Here is a 14,944-nt window from a genome sequence, read left to right on the forward strand (position 1 = left end):
TGCTAAAAACCGTGCGTTAGCCACAGCAGGACCTTAACTTTCCCAGTATCTTTGCACTGAAATTTCAAAGGTGTTATACAGACATATGAATCGAAGTGTAATTATACTGGGAAGCGCACGAGGCGACGGGGAAACCTTCTTACTGGCCAATTATGTGGCTGAGCAACTGGAAATTCCCCTGATCAAACTCAATGAAAAGAATTTCGGCGACTACGACTACAATTATCAGAATCAGGACGATGATTTCTTCCCCCTGATCTCCGAAATCATTGAGAATTACGACACCCTAATTTTTGCCACCCCCGTTTACTGGTATAGTATGAGCGCTATCATGAAGCGTTTCTTTGACCGCTTTTCGGACCTGATCAGAATCCACAAGGAAACTGGCCGACAACTTCGAGGGAAGCGCATTGCCGTCATAAGTAGTGCCTCCGAACACGAACTCAAAGACGGATTTTTGATGCCTTTTCAGGAATCGGCCAAATACCTGGGGATGACCTATACTTCAAATGTGCATGGCTGGGTGGAAAATGGGGCTTTACCCGAGCCTGTTATCGCCAGGTTGAATTCATTTTGCAGCCGGTTTAAGGAAGAGATTTGATCGGTTGATTGCAAGGGGAATGCCCCTGAACCTTTTATAGCCAATTGTGCCCCCAATAACAAGGGCAATCGTTATGAGTCGGAATATGTTGGGGTAAACGTCGCCCAGGGCATTGGAACTCACATCAAAAAGATCCCAGGCCAGATTCATAAAGGCGTGGAGGAAGATCGCAACCCAAAGATTAAAGCCCCATTCCACATAGACCCAGGCGAATAAGAATCCCCCCAAAAAGGTAACCAGGAATATTCCTATAAGCTCGGAAATTTCGCTGCTTTGGTAAAGGTGGACCAAACCAAAAAGCAAGGCCCCTAAGAAGACTGAAGGGATAAAGCCCAAACGGGTACCCCGATAGAGGTTACCAAACAGAAATCCCCTGAAAAATAATTCTTCGAAAAATCCGGCCGCTACCACCGTTATCAGGAACTTATCCACCCCTAAATCCTCATTGAACGCCATGGTAAAGCCAAAACCCAAAAACATGGGCAAGGTGCAGATCAAAGCAAAAACCAACGCCCGCAGCACAGACTGATCCAAACCGAAATTCCGGAGCAGGCTGTATTTCGGGAACAAAAACTGGATCGCTATATACAGCGGTAATCCGGATAGTAAATACGTGAGGTTATGGCTTAGCCCCAGTTGTCCTGTTAGTTCCAGCAACCAAAATCGCAGCTCCCCGAAATACATTTCGTCCAGGATATAGTACAATGCAAAAGTCAGGAGGGTAATGAGGATTACTACAAGTGGCTTTTTCATATCCGGAAGTTTAGTGGCTATAGGTATAGACGTAAACTTCTAAGATAAGGCTGCCTGAAACAATAAAAAACCCCGGGAAAATTCCCGGGGTACAACCAACAACAATCAATCTAACAAGAATCGCAAACCCTAAAGGCTGCGAATCTTTCTTTCAGAAGCAGGGCCGAGTTCGTAAACGGCACCTTCCAATTCCTCTTTCAGAACCAGTGCTTCTTTGTGATTTCCCGTGGCATTTAAAATTTCTGCGGCCGTAAGCAAAATCCCAGGTTCATGAGTTTTGCCCAGAATATTGTCCCTTACCAGAACAAGAGCCTGTTGCTTTTGCCCTTGCTTGAGCAAAACCCTGGCCAGTAATTCATAAGATTCCGGGGTAGGCCGATTGGATACCTCTTCTGCCGCTAACTCAAAGGCCTTATCGTAATCTGATAGTTCCTCCAGGTAATAATCTACTTCGGGGACGTTGTACATTACCCCGTATGCCGGATGGTCAGCCGCCTTGTGGAATTTAAACATGTAGTCTTTGCTTTCGGGGATATTTCCCATGAACTCAGCAATTTCAGCGCGTAACAACCATAAATCCGGAGATTGATATCCCTGATCTATAGCATCGAGAATTCGCATGGCCTCCTGTGGTTTGCGTTCGTAGGAAAATAAGATCCAGGCGATTCCTTTTTTGGCATAGGCATTCTGAGGATCTATTTCCAGGGCTTTCAGATAAAACTCATAAGAATCCTGGATGCGGCCTGCATGTCCGTAATAATCAGCCAGGTTGGTGTACGACCAAAGCTGCAGACTCCGCTTGCCCGAAGATTCCGCGCGGGCAAGGGCCTTTTCCATAAAACGAATGGTGGTGTCCAGATCGCCGCGATAATCATTCCACTTGGCATTGCGAATCAGATATCCGAAGTCGGACATGTTCTGGATACTGTCCAGATTTCTTTTGGCCTCATCGTAATTCCCCAATTCCATGTGCACGTCAAAAAGCAAGGCGCGATTTTCCTTGGACCCGGGATACAGGTCATTGGCTTTATGGGCCAGTTCCAGGGCTTCGGGGAAGCGATGCTGGCTTATATAATTACGCGCCAGGGAACGGATATAAGCCTCCTTATCGATATTGGCGACCTCAACAGCTCGCTCCAGGGCCTGCTCCGCTTTTTTCAGGTATTCGACCTTTCCTGTGGCCTGAAAATAGCGGTTGTATTCTCCGGAAACTACTGCAAAACTTAGGGTCTCCAGACTATCGGGCGTGATCTTGGAATTCCACAATTCAAAGTACCGGGAGGTGGTTTGTGGACGTTCAGCCGCGAGGTAATCGTTGTAATCTGCGGGGTTGGAAGTAAAGTTTGGTTCCCCCTGGCAGGAAAGCAGGAGGATGGAAATGAAAACTGAGATTGAAAATTTCATTGGGTTGTCTTTTGTTGATTAAAAAGGGAGCAGGCGGGGGCATTGCCCACTCCCTTCGCTTTTTCACAGCAATTATTTATTCCGGGTTGCCCAGGTAAGGGAAGGTATCAGAAATGGTGGCGGTGAGGCTTACGCCATCCGTAACCAGTAGCGGTAAACCGCCTTCTCCGTTAAAACGGGCGCCATCACCTCCTCCGAAAAGCAGGATCAGGCTTACATCGATTACATCGTCTTGCGGGGTACGTCCGGTAAGGCCAACAGCTCCTTCATAATTCGGGGCGCCATTTCCCGGGTTAAAATAGGTTGTCGGCACATCCGGAGCTACTTCCAGTACATCGCTGGCCAGCACGGTAGTCAAAACCGTAGCCGAAACCGGGTTATTGGTAAACCCATCGTCCGCCGGTCCATTGAGGATATCCCCGAGGATGTTGGGTTGGTAATCCACGTCGGCAGCAGTAAGTCCTAAGGCTACCGCATAGGCATCGTGCAAACCTTCGAGTTGGGCTTCGAAATTTGCCTGGAACAGCATGCCCATTTCGGAAGGGATACTGGTATTGTGCTGGTTCTTAAGCTCTCCCGTTGCGCTGAATACCGTATTGATTCCGGGACGGCCCATAAAATCGACTTGCACGAAGGTGCCTGAAAAATCCGGGTCCATTCCCATAGTCTCACACGGGGTGCAGGAACCGCCGCAGTCAATTCCGGTTTCATCGCCATTCATGGTGCCATCGTTACAAGTGGCCATGGGCTCGCCGGGTTGCATAATCTCATCATCGTCATTGCTGCAGGAAGCCAGTAAGGCTACCAGTGCCAAGGTCGATAGTGCGTATTTTATATTGTAAAATTTCATCTGTTTCTATTTTAGATTTCTTATTGTCTTCTGTTTGTGGTGACCCAGGTCTTATAGACCGGAATTCCCAATACGTTTGTGGCTGTCGTTTCCCCTAACAGGCTGTTTGGGATTTCCACCGCAATGGTCATGGTATTGGCCCCATCAAAGGTGTCCATACCTGGGTTGTTAAAGCCCGAGTTGTCTTCCGGGCTGGGCGCAACCACCTCATTGAAGCGGAAGAAATCAAAGTAAAAGGGATCCTGTCGCGGTCCGGCAAATAAGGAAACGCCATTCGCAGTAGTTTCGACGATCGCAGTGCCTACCGATATCTCTACATTACCCAGTGGGGAATCAGTGGCTACCTGGCTGCTGAGCCCGGTACTCGAAGGAGCAACCGGTCCAAAAAAGTACATCCGGCCGTCGCGGGGGATCGCCTGGATCACTAAATCTTCTACCAGGTCGTCATCAGTGTCAATGTTGATTTCGGTAAGCACATCCTCGTCGAATGTCCCATAAGCGAGTTCAGGTAGTACGTCGGATTGGAGGTCTACCAAAAAAACGGTGTTGTCCGAGCCGGCTGCAGGTTCAAAGGCAAAGTAGTCTGCAATATCTGCAGTGGTGCCCATGGAGTCCGGGGCGTCGATGTGGTCGGCGGCTACAAATATTCCAGTAGCCACTACCAGGAGACCAGCCCCGATAATTGTTTTAGTCGATTTTCTCATTGTAAGGATTTTAATTGTTTACCCTTACCTACGAGATCAAAACCAGAAGGTTTGGTTTTGCTGAAAAAACTTTTGGAATTTAATGTGCCCCGGAGAAGTAACCGTAGAGTTGGTAGGCCGTGAGCCCGATTCCTGCAATAACCAGATAAACATTCGCCGCTTTGAAGAAAGCCGAATAACTATCGAATTTACGCCAGCGATCGATCAGGAAAATGATAGGAATTAGTGCAGCAACCTGTCCCAATTCTACCCCGAGGTTAAAACTCAGGATCTTGGCGAGCAAATCTTCGCTGCCCATGGCAAAGGATTGCAGGCGGGTGGAAAGTCCGAAGCCGTGGATAAGCCCGAATACAAAGACCATGAATAAGAGATTCGGAGATTTCGTTTTGAAAACCTTTTCGAATCCCCCTAAATTTTCAAATCCTTTATACAGCACACTCATTCCAATGACGGCATCTATAAGATGCTCATTGGCCTGTAACCCGAGATAAGTAGCTCCGGTTAACGTAATGCTATGTCCTATGGTAAAAACGGTAATAAACTTCAGGATATCCCGAAAACCCGTCAGGAAAAAGATTACCCCGGCCAGGAACAGTAAATGGTCATATCCGGTGACCATGTGCTTTGCACCCACCCAGATGTAGGACCACAATCCACCCTGATCCAGGATTTGCTGATCGCCCGAACTTACGTCATGGGCTAGTCCGAGGGCCGGAACTAGGAAAACTGCCAGCAATAAGAGCCTTTTACACTGTTCGGAAATTCGCATGCGGAGCACCTACTTTTTGCGGTTAAAGACAAAGAAAAGGATCAGCACCAGTACAATACTCCCCAACCAGAATATCCAGGAAGGCAGGCCTTCATCTTCATGACTGTGCGTATCCTCGCCGTGCTCGTGGGCTTCAGCGGCGTGATCGTGGCCTTCGCCAATGGCAAAGGTGAGCGTAGCCCAGTTCGATTCGTGGGTTAGGCCTTCCTCTTCTACGGTTACCAGGTGGATGGTACGCAGGTACCAAACTCCCGATGCGTCGATTTCCACAGTTAGTTCACCCTGATCGTTAGTACGCAACTGTTGAACCCCTTCGGTATGGGTATGTGCTTCTTCATCGTCGTGGGAATGCGTGGTCCCGTCGTCGTGGGTGTGTTCCGCAGGCTCGTTGTGCGAATGCTCTTCTCCACCGTGGGAATGCGTGGTCCCATCGTCGTGGGTATGCTCTGCAGGTTCGTCGTGGGAATGCGTGGTCCCATCATCGTGGGTGTGTTCTCCAGAAGCGGCATCGCCATGAGCCATTGCTTCCTCCTTTTTACCCACGTAAACCAACTGGTTTGCCAAAGGTTTTCCCTGAAACAACAACTTTACCGGTAGTTGATGTCCCTTGTGAATTTCGTAAGGGTTCTCCAGCGGGACAAACTCTATGGGGTAGCCCAGTTCCGTTTTCCAGTCCTCGGTCAGGGAATCCCCAACCTGGAAGATTGTCTTGACGTGTTTGGAATAGCTCTCAACAGCATCCTGCCCCAGGGTACCATTTTCGGTTCGTTGCTGGATCATATCCAGCACGCCGTCGTGCTCCAGGTAGTTGTTAAAATCTTCGGCCGCCATCTCAATATTGCGCGCCGCAGTGGATACGCCTGCTACCCAGGTTCCAGGATCCCCTGAGGTAAACCGCAAGATGGTCACGCTGTCCTTTTCGTACCAATCTGCAGTATCCACCGCAATACGATTGCCATTACCGACCAGGCTCACGTCGAGCATTCTATCCCGGGTAATGACATTTTCGCTTTTTTCGAAGGTCCCGTTGAAAAGCTCAATCTCGGCCGGGGTACCCGGTTCCAGGAAGAAGCCATCCAGCTTCAGGAACATGTCGTGGCTGGTTAATAGGACTAAGGCGCAAAGACCGAGCGCGAATCTTTTCAGGTTAGTGGTGGTAGTAGACATCCTTTGAAAATGATTAAAGAGGTGGATTACAAGCTATGCTTTCAAAGGTAATCGCTGACCCCTTAAAACAAAAATCCCCCTGTGAAAGGGGGATATTTTTGGATAAGTGGCAGGAATTAGTCCACGATAAGCGTGTAATGGGGTGTAGGATTCAAGGGACAGAAGTAAACATATTCCCCTTTTTCCAGGGTAACTATGTTGGTCTGTGAACTTTCCCCATCATTCACGGTCTTTTTTACATAGGCTGCTTTGATATGGTGCGCCTGGTCCGTTTTGCCTTTCGGAGCCAGAACAAATCCAAGTTCGTGATCCACACCCTGATTGGAAATTTCAAAGATATAATTGCCGGCTTCCAGGTTCAGGGTCTTGGTGGTGAACTCCCCTTCGGTTTGGGTGAGTTTCACGATTTTGGCCGCTTTCTCCATGCTGGAGTTCATGGCCATTTTGTCCTGGGCTAACCCGGTTTGGGCAATTAACAGGGCGCCAAATACTACAAGTGATTTTAAAATATTTTTCATGATCTGAATTTTAATGAGTTTATCGTTTTAAGCGTGTTTGTCGTTATGCAAGTTGTGTTTCCAATTCGGGAGCCAGTGGAAAATCGATGGCAAAGTCGGCGAGGTTGTGGATGTAATTACTGATTACCTTATCCCCGATTACAATAACCACATCGATAAGATTAGCTTCGGTATAGCCTGCATTGAAAAAGGCATCTTTTGCCTCCTGGCTTGCATTCCCACGATTCAGGGTTACCTCGGCGGTGAAGCGGGCCAGCGCGTCTAATTTTGCATCGAAAGCAGCCTCTCCGGTGCGGATTTCCAGGATTTGCTCATCGGTAAACCCATTGAGCTTCCCCAGGGCGGTATGCGCCGATTGGCAATAGCGGCATCCATTGATCTGACTAACTACCAAATTGATGACTTCCCGCTCTTTGGCGCGGAGGGTAGATTTACGATTTTGCAGACTCAAGTAATCGGCCAGGGCTGTTTCGTTCTTAGCGTAATAAGCGTAAAGGTTGGGTACAAAGCCCAGATTCTTGTTCAGGTTATCGAAGATCGCCTGGTTTGCCGGACTAACTTCTTCGCGTGTTGGGATAGTGAATTGACTCATGATATTATTGATTTATTAGTGATATAATTAAATGAACACTGCAAAGATGCGGCGCACTCCCAGGCCAGGGTTAGGCGCAAATTCCCGACATGTTGTCAATTCTTCCCGAAAGGTTAGAATTGCAGCAATTTTGGGGATACAGGAGGAAACGAATGTGCGCAGGCTGGTATTCAGGACTTATATCCACTGGGAGAAATTCCCTCGTTGCGTTTGAAGAAACGACTAAAGGTTTGGAGGTCTTCAAAGCCCAAATCATAGGCCACTTCCTGGACCGTTTTGTCCGTGTATCGGAGCAATCGGCGGGCTTCCAGCATTATGCGATTGTGAATTACCTGTAAGGGGGACGGGGAATCGGTTGCCGAAAAAAGGTTGGAAAGCGTTTTGGGGGATTTGTGGAGTATTTCGGCATAGGCCGATACCTGATGGTGCTCGCGAAAGTGTTTTTCCACCAAAAAATTATACTCCCGAACCAAATCCAGTTCCGACTTGGATACAGGCTCATAATCTTGCTGGTCTTTATATATACGCGTACACAGGATAAGCAAGCGCTTTAATAGTAACTGGAGCATGGATAACTGCAACCCATCCCGGGAACTTAGCTCGTCTTTGATCACTTCAAAGAGCATCTGTAGTTTGCGTTGCTCATCAGCCGAAAGGCAGAGGCTGGGGAGTTGACGGGAACCAAAAAACAGGATCCCCTTACATCCCACTTCGTGATCGTGGTCCAGGATACAATAAAATGCCCGGTTAAAGCGAAGCAGGCGGACCTTACCCATTTCCAGGACACGGATGCGGTGAAACTCAGTTATGAATACCACCTGATCCTTTGTAAAAGCAATCGTACTGCCGTCTACCTCCAGGCTTGAATTGTCGTCCAGGAACCAGACCAGGGTTAGGGCACTGGTGACCTCAGCAGAAACGAGTAAATCAGCAGCTTCCGGCCCTAATTCTTCGAGCCGTAGAAATTCATTGGATGCGCCCAGGTATTTCAAGGGGTTCAATTATGGGATCCTTCCAAAGATACCTGCAATCAAAAGCAAAGAGCAGGAAAGATCTGTTTCCTGCTCTTTGTAGTAAAAACTATTGAAAAATAACAAAGCTGTGGCCGATTGATTAAACCGGCTTAATCCACAACAGTTGTTTCCATTTATCCCGCTCTTTGAGAACCAGGGCAATATTGATCAAAAATAAACCACCGGTCTGCAGTAATTCGGGAATCTCATCGGATTCCAGGAATACGTGGAACAAAAATATATGTAGCGTAATCGGCAACAGGAAAACCGCTCCGACAAATCCGGTATACTGCACAATTAAGAGTAAACCGAACAATATCTCGCATATTCCAAGTACCTGCCAGAAATATCCCGTTTGTTTGGCCCCGCTGATGTAGAGGATTTTTTGCAGGGTATTCTCTTTAGCAGGATCCGAAAATTTCGCCGCCTTTTCCACTACCTCGATAGGTTCCGGTGAGGGATCTTTGAATTTTTGGAGTCCCCCGTAGATCATCATTCCTCCTAAAATCAGTCGGAGGATCACAAATAAAATATTGATTGCTTTCATGAATCTAATGTGTGAGGCGACTAGTTGGCCAATGAAACTTCCCCTTCATTCGGGTTAAAGACATAATTGAAGGTGTAGTAACGGGAGGCATCGGCAAAGCCATCGGGATTGGTTGGGGCGTCCTCGTAATAGCTCAGGATCTCGACCTTGGCATAGCGGCCATCGTGGGTCCGAACTACCAGTATGACACCAGGAATAGGGGTAACCAAATTGGTCATGAAGTTGTAATTGTACCAGCCGTTATCGCTCCCGGCGGGAATGGCAAAGGCACCTTCGGCGTCCTGGGCAAATGTTAAGCCTTCGGCCGTGTTTACATCATCAAAAACACCGCTAACCAGGGCAGCTCCAGCGAGTCCATTACGTGCCGGTTCGTCATTAGTACCCGTAGAAACGCCTCCGTTAATGGCAATTGTAGTTCCGCGAAAGGCAATATCCCATTCGGTTTCACTGGTTGTTACTGCGCCGGATTCAAAACTGAATTTGGTAAATGCTCCGCCAATCTCGCCCTGCCCCTGGCCACCGGATTGGGGGGCAAACAGATTTTGAACCGTAGCGACTTCGAGAGGATCAAGAACTTCAAAGGTTTCGGATTCATCCATGCTATCCTCACTGCAAGAAATCAAGGTAGCGCATATAAAAAGAAGGCTGAGGAATTTGTTGGTAGTATTCATTTTTAAGAGTTATATAGAATTAGAATTGAACATTGAGTTTTGCGAATAGTTGAATGCCGGGGTTAATCAGCAGTTCCGAGTCCTGGGCGGCCAGGGGATTGTTCCCCCGAAAATCCAAGAGGTTGTTGGCCCCAACCTGGAGCTGGTAATTTTTGTTGAAGCGCTTATCCAGCGAGAGATTCACCAGGGTGTAGCCCCGGACAAAAGAGTTGTCAAAGGAGTCGAGTAAGCCATTTCCATTCTGGTCCGTGAGCCCGAAGCGACTGCGGTAAACCACCCGTAAATTAGCATTGGCGTCCCATTTTGGGACAGTGTAGAAGGCTTTAAAATTCAGGGTGTGGCGAGAGCGATTCTCCAGGCCAAAATAATCCGAGTCTTCCAGGCGGATGGTTTGGAGTGTCTCCGGGTCCCGGGCAAAAACCTCGCCATTGCCCACATCGGACTGCCGCTGTTTATCATAGGCATAGAGTAGCTGATAACCGGCAAAGAGCTTCAGGTTTCGGGTAAGGCGGTATTTCATATCCAACTCCATCCCCTGGGTAAAGACTTCCTCCCGGTTAATGTATCCAAAAACATTCTGCCCGTTGCGTTTAGAAGCCAGGATACGGGTGTCTATCAGGTTTTCGAAATCATTGCGAAAGAGATTAATCGCTGCCGAGAGCTTGTCTTTTTTATAGGAGATACCGAGGTTATAACCTATCGAGCGCTCAGCATCCAATGGCTCTCCTAGATCTTCAAGGGCTACCTGAAGGTTGGCGATCTCGTCATTAGCCTGTAGGCGCTGGATTCCATCGCGTTCCACCGCATTGCCAAAAACGGAATAGCCGCCGCCTGCTGCATTGGTAAAATCCAGATAGAGTTGCCGGAAATCGGGTGCCTTGAAACCATTCCCCACCGACCCTTTAAGGGCCAGCCCGGGAGCGAATTCATAGCGCAGGGAGAGCTTGGGGCTCAGCTGTGAATTGTATTCGCTGTGGATATCGAAACGCAGCCCGGCAATCACATTTAGGGCTTCCAAAGGGCTAAAATCGTACTGGGCAAAGACGTACTGGGAGGTAAAGGTCACGGGCTCAGCAAAAAGGGATCGCTCCAGGCTTTCAAAATTCATCCCCCCACCCAGGCTCAGGGTTTGCTGCGGTCTGAAGGAATAATTAAAACGCACTTCGGGCCTGAAAAGGTCCTGATTAAAGTCGTTGGCTACCAGCAGTTGTTCGTCAATAGGATCTATCGTTTGTTCATCCGTCCTATAATTGGTGTAATAGAGTTCGTATTGGAAATTGGCCTTTGCACTGGGATTGTGGGTTAGGCGCAACTGGAGATTGGAGTCCGATTCTTCACTGGTACTGGGAGCCACTTCGAACTCCTGAAAAAAATACCGGCCCGAGGCAAAGAGGTCCCACTTTTCGGAAGGCTCATAAAAGATGCGGCCGCTAAAGGTGTAATTAAAAAATGGGTTGATGGTCTGCCCTTCCTGACCGGGCGCCAGATCGTATCCATCGGTACTCAGGCGGTCTGCAAAGAGCGCATACCCCAGCTGACCTTTGCGCTGGTTAAGGCTTACGTTGGTATTCTGGTTATTGAATGTCGCCGCCCGGTGGGAGACCTGCCCGGTAATGTCTTCTGAAGCTGGTTTCTCTGTAATGATGTTAATGACTCCCCCCAGGGCTTCCGAACCGAAAAGACTGGAGGAAGGCCCCTTGACTACTTCGATTTGTGCAATATTTCCAATGGCAAAGCGGCTTAAATCCAGGTTGCCTGAGCTTCGGCCTACCACAGGTACCCCATCGATGAGTACCAAGATATAATCGGAGGCAATCCCCTGGATTTGCACCCCCTCTCCTCCACCTATGGTCGCATCAGGGGTCATGACAACACCCGTTTGCTCATTGAGGATTTCGTTGAGCCGGGTAACCCCGGTTTGCTGGAGTTGTTCTTTGGGAATCAGGGTTACCGGAAGTGGCAGCGAAGATAACTGACGGATGGTTCGCGTGGCCGTAATGACCACTTCGTCGAGGTTTTCGGTTAGAATGGAGTCTTTCCCGGCTGTGGACTGAGCTACAGCTGTAAGGGTAGTGAAGCAGAAAAAAAATAGTGCTAAATATTTTTTATTTAGACTCATTCTAATTTAAATTTGTGACAAATATACTTGTTATTCTTATTCAGTCTAAATAATAACTATTTTAATTTTCAGCTTTAACAAACCACAAAATCCCTATCCCATGAAAATGAAAGATTTATCTTTTTTACTCGCTTTTCTTGCCCTTCCCAGCACTTTTGTCCTCGGTCAGGAAAAGAAAGATCTGGACCGCGAGGCCATCAAAGACCTATGCGGTTGTTATGAGATTACCTTTGAATACAGCGAAACCTTTTCCCCTGAAAAGGACTACGAAAAGAAACCGGACTATACCGCGTCTGCCCTTGAGCTGGCCCTGCCTATCATCGATGAGGAAAACAAAATTTCCATACAGCATCTCTTAGTAGTTAATGATACTATGGTCATTAAGCACTGGCGCCAGGATTGGCTCTACGAAAACCAGGAAGTCTTCCACTACGACAAGGACAACAACTGGGTATTTCAGGAACTCCCTGCAGATAAGGTAGCCGGTCAATGGACTCAGAAGGTATACCAGGTCGACGACAGTCCGCGCTATTCTGGTTCCGCAACCTGGGTACATGTAGACGGAAAGCACTACTGGGAAAATAAAACGGCGTCTCCCCTGCCCCGCCGGGAGTACACCAAGCGGGACGATTACAATGTGATGCTCCGGGGAAACCGCCACGAAATAACAGATTACGGCTGGGTGCACGAGCAGGACAACGACAAGGTCATTCGTAAAGATGGTGCTGAAGATGTGTTGCTCGCTCAGGAAAAAGGGATGAATAGCTATATCCGGGTCGATGATTCCAAATGTGCGATTGCCCGGGAATGGTGGGCCGAGCACAATGGTTTCTGGGCCAAGGTGCGTTCCTCCTGGGATGAAGTCTACAATATCAAAGGCGACCTCACCCTGGCCAAATCGGTAGATGAAAAACCCCTCTTCAGGCACCTCTACCCACTGGAAGCTGCCAATGCTTCCGTCGAAGAAATTACAGAAGTTTTGAAGCGCTTCGTAGTCCCTGCCGAAACCCCGGTACAGGAGCTCGAAGGAAAATAACCTTCTCATAACATTAAGGGCCGTGATTGACACGGCCCTTTTTATTGGTAAAGCAAAAATTGGGGTAAATTGCGGGACGCAGTAATACCCCTTTCATAACTAAGCACACTCATGACTAAAGCCATCTATATCGCCACCCTGGAATCCCACAGTGGCAAGTCCCTCGTGGTGTTGGGATTGATGCAACTCTTGCTGGGAAAAATGGCCAAGGTCGGGTACTTCAGACCTGTTATTGATGATATTAAGTCCCAGGGGATTGACAACCATATCAAAACTGTTGTTTCCCACTTTAACCTGAACCTGGAACCGGAAGACGCCTATGCGCTGACTCAAAGCCAGGTAATAGATATGTACAACGACGGGCGGCAGGGCGATATCCTGGATCTGATTTTTGATAAGTACAAACGCCTGGAAAAGGAATTCGATTTTATTTTGGTCGAAGGCAGCGATTTCGCCAGCGATGGGAGCATCATCGAGTTTGACCTCAATATCGATATCTGCAAAAACCTGGGCATCCCGGTAGTGCTGGTAGACAACGCTAAGGGAAAAATCCTGGAGGAATTTGCCGGGAACCTGGAATCGGCCGTGAATTCCTACCTGAAGCGCGGGATCGAAATCTTAGGGGTAGTTGCCAACAAAGTTAGGCCCGAGAACCTCGAATTGGTCCGATCGCGGCTTACCGAGGAACTCCAGGGAAAAACCACGCCATTTGCCGTTCCCCGGGTAAAAAATCTCTCGCATCCGACTATTGCCGAGATCGTGGAGGAATTACAGGGGGAAATCCTCTTTGGCGGGGAAAACCTCAACAACCAAACCGGCAGCTTTGGGGTTGGAGCCATGCAACTCCACAACTACCTCACCCACCTGCGGGACAACAGCCTGGTGATTACCCCAGGGGATCGTTCCGATATAATCCTCGGTGCGTTGCAGGCCAATCTCTCGGATAATTACCCCGCTATTTCAGGGATCATCCTTACCGGGGGCATTAAGCCGGAGGAGTCCATTATGAAGTTGCTACACGGTTTTGAAACCCAGGTCCCTATAATCTCGGTACAGCAGGGAACCTTTGGGGCGGCGAATGCCGTAGGGAACATCAAGTCCAAAATTTATGCGGAAAGCAAGCAAAAGATCGCTACCTCCATTGCCCTGTTCAACGAGCATGTCGATGGGGAGTTAATGATCCAGCGATTGGATACCTATCAGCCTAAAGGACTTACCCCCCGGATGTTCCAGTACAACCTCTTACAGAAGGCCAAAAAAGACAAGAAGCACATAGTGCTACCAGAAGGGGATGATCCCCGGATCCTCGAAGCCGCATCGGAACTGGCCACCTTGGATATCGCGGACATTACCCTGTTGGGAGATCGTGAGCTAATCGAGAAAAAGGCCCAAAACCAGGGGTTCGATATTTCCCGGCTGGCTATAATTAATCCGACAGCTTCGGAAAACTTCGAAGCGTATTCCGCCCAGTTCTACGAGCTGCGCAAACACAAAGGCGTAAATATGGATATGGCCCGGGATGTGATGCAGGATGTATCGTATTTCGGGACCATGATGGTCTATATGGGCCATGCCGATGGGATGGTCTCCGGGGCGGCGCACACTACCCAACATACCATCCGCCCTGCCCTGCAGTTCATTAAAACCAAGCCGGGTATTAGGGTGGTTTCTTCCGTGTTCTTTATGTGCCTGGAGAATCGGGTATCTGTGTTCGGGGATTGCGCCATAAATCCCAATCCCACCGCCGATCAACTGGCCGAAATTGCGATTTCCTCGGCCGCCTCATCCGAGGCTTTCGGGATTCCTGCTAAAATTGCCATGCTCTCCTATTCCTCCGGTAGCTCGGGGAAAGGGGAAGATGTAGACAAGGTGCGCAAGGCCACGGAAATTGTAAAACAAACGCAACCGCACCTCCAGATCGAGGGGCCCATCCAATACGACGCCGCTGTAGATCCGCTTGTTGGTAAAAGCAAACTCCCGGACTCCGCGGTTGCAGGGCAGGCTTCCGTCCTGATCTTTCCGGATTTAAATACAGGAAACAACACCTATAAGGCCGTCCAGCGCGAAACCGGCGCCATTGCTATCGGGCCCATGCTCCAGGGACTCAATAAACCAGTCAACGATCTGAGTCGGGGCTGCACCGTTGAGGATATCTTCAATACCGTAATTGTAACCGCGATACAAGCGCAAAAGCACTGAA

At 48.7% G+C, this 14,944-nt stretch carries 15 protein-coding genes; 3 read left to right on the plus strand and 12 right to left on the minus strand.

The window, feature by feature from the left end:
- Nucleotides 1–85: 85 nt before the first annotated feature.
- A complete protein-coding gene (locus BM318_RS00675; protein ID WP_092979875.1) occupies nt 86–601 on the plus strand; it encodes a flavodoxin family protein in 516 nt (171 codons plus the stop codon).
- Here BM318_RS00675 and BM318_RS00680 read toward each other — a convergent pair.
- The 12 genes from BM318_RS00680 to BM318_RS00735 all read right to left on the minus strand — a co-directional run bounded on the left by BM318_RS00680 (nt 569) and on the right by BM318_RS00735 (nt 11,708).
- Nucleotides 569–1,354: a CPBP family intramembrane glutamic endopeptidase gene (locus BM318_RS00680; protein WP_092979876.1), complete on the minus strand. Its 786-nt coding sequence runs from the start codon at nt 1,352–1,354 to the stop codon at nt 569–571. The genes BM318_RS00675 and BM318_RS00680 overlap by 33 nt on opposite strands.
- Nucleotides 1,355–1,483: 129 nt before the next feature.
- Nucleotides 1,484–2,758 (minus strand): tetratricopeptide repeat protein, encoded by a 1,275-nt coding sequence (locus BM318_RS00685; RefSeq protein WP_092979877.1) that lies wholly within the window; start codon nt 2,756–2,758, stop codon nt 1,484–1,486.
- 76 nt (nt 2,759–2,834) lie between these two features.
- Nucleotides 2,835–3,608: a DUF4331 family protein gene (locus BM318_RS00690; protein ID WP_092979879.1), complete on the minus strand. Its 774-nt coding sequence runs from the start codon at nt 3,606–3,608 to the stop codon at nt 2,835–2,837.
- Between the two features lie 20 nt (nt 3,609–3,628).
- Nucleotides 3,629–4,312 (minus strand): DUF4331 family protein, encoded by a 684-nt coding sequence (locus tag BM318_RS00695; RefSeq protein ID WP_092979880.1) that lies wholly within the window; start codon nt 4,310–4,312, stop codon nt 3,629–3,631.
- Nucleotides 4,313–4,391: 79 nt separating this feature from the next.
- Entirely contained in the window at nt 4,392–5,081 is a 690-nt protein-coding gene (locus tag BM318_RS00700; protein WP_092979881.1) for a HupE/UreJ family protein, read from the minus strand.
- Between the two features lie 9 nt (nt 5,082–5,090).
- Complete coding sequence (locus tag BM318_RS00705) at nt 5,091–6,173, minus strand: DUF4198 domain-containing protein (RefSeq protein WP_245759699.1); 1,083 nt, start codon at nt 6,171–6,173, stop codon at nt 5,091–5,093.
- Between the two features lie 191 nt (nt 6,174–6,364).
- Complete coding sequence (locus BM318_RS00710) at nt 6,365–6,766, minus strand: cupredoxin domain-containing protein (protein ID WP_092979884.1); 402 nt, start codon at nt 6,764–6,766, stop codon at nt 6,365–6,367.
- Between the two features lie 43 nt (nt 6,767–6,809).
- The gene (locus tag BM318_RS00715; protein WP_092979886.1) at nt 6,810–7,358 is read right to left on the minus strand and encodes a carboxymuconolactone decarboxylase family protein; all 549 of its coding nucleotides are present in this window, start codon (nt 7,356–7,358) and stop codon (nt 6,810–6,812) included.
- A gap of 170 nt (nt 7,359–7,528) precedes the next feature.
- Nucleotides 7,529–8,350 carry an AraC family transcriptional regulator gene (locus tag BM318_RS00720; RefSeq protein WP_092979887.1) on the minus strand — a complete coding sequence of 274 codons (822 nt, stop codon included), beginning with the start codon at nt 8,348–8,350 and terminating at the stop codon, nt 7,529–7,531.
- Nucleotides 8,351–8,471: 121 nt separating this feature from the next.
- Nucleotides 8,472–8,918: a DoxX family membrane protein gene (locus BM318_RS00725; RefSeq protein WP_092979889.1), complete on the minus strand. Its 447-nt coding sequence runs from the start codon at nt 8,916–8,918 to the stop codon at nt 8,472–8,474.
- Nucleotides 8,919–8,938: 20 nt separating this feature from the next.
- Nucleotides 8,939–9,589, minus strand: coding sequence for an HmuY family protein (locus BM318_RS00730; protein WP_092979890.1), 651 nt, complete (start codon nt 9,587–9,589; stop codon nt 8,939–8,941).
- Nucleotides 9,590–9,608: 19 nt separating this feature from the next.
- Nucleotides 9,609–11,708 carry a TonB-dependent receptor plug domain-containing protein gene (locus tag BM318_RS00735; RefSeq protein WP_092979892.1) on the minus strand — a complete coding sequence of 700 codons (2,100 nt, stop codon included), beginning with the start codon at nt 11,706–11,708 and terminating at the stop codon, nt 9,609–9,611.
- Between the two features lie 106 nt (nt 11,709–11,814).
- On the opposite strand from BM318_RS00735, the gene BM318_RS00740 reads away from it, so the two are divergent.
- Nucleotides 11,815–12,744, plus strand: coding sequence for a DUF6607 family protein (locus tag BM318_RS00740; protein WP_092982000.1), 930 nt, complete (start codon nt 11,815–11,817; stop codon nt 12,742–12,744).
- Nucleotides 12,745–12,855: 111 nt separating this feature from the next.
- Entirely contained in the window at nt 12,856–14,943 is a 2,088-nt protein-coding gene (pta, locus tag BM318_RS00745) for a phosphate acetyltransferase (RefSeq protein ID WP_092979893.1), read from the plus strand.
- The last annotated feature ends 1 nt before the right edge of the window (nt 14,944 follow it).

It is taken from the genome of Robiginitalea myxolifaciens (assembly GCF_900115205.1).
Lineage (GTDB): Bacteria > Bacteroidota > Bacteroidia > Flavobacteriales > Flavobacteriaceae > Robiginitalea > Robiginitalea myxolifaciens.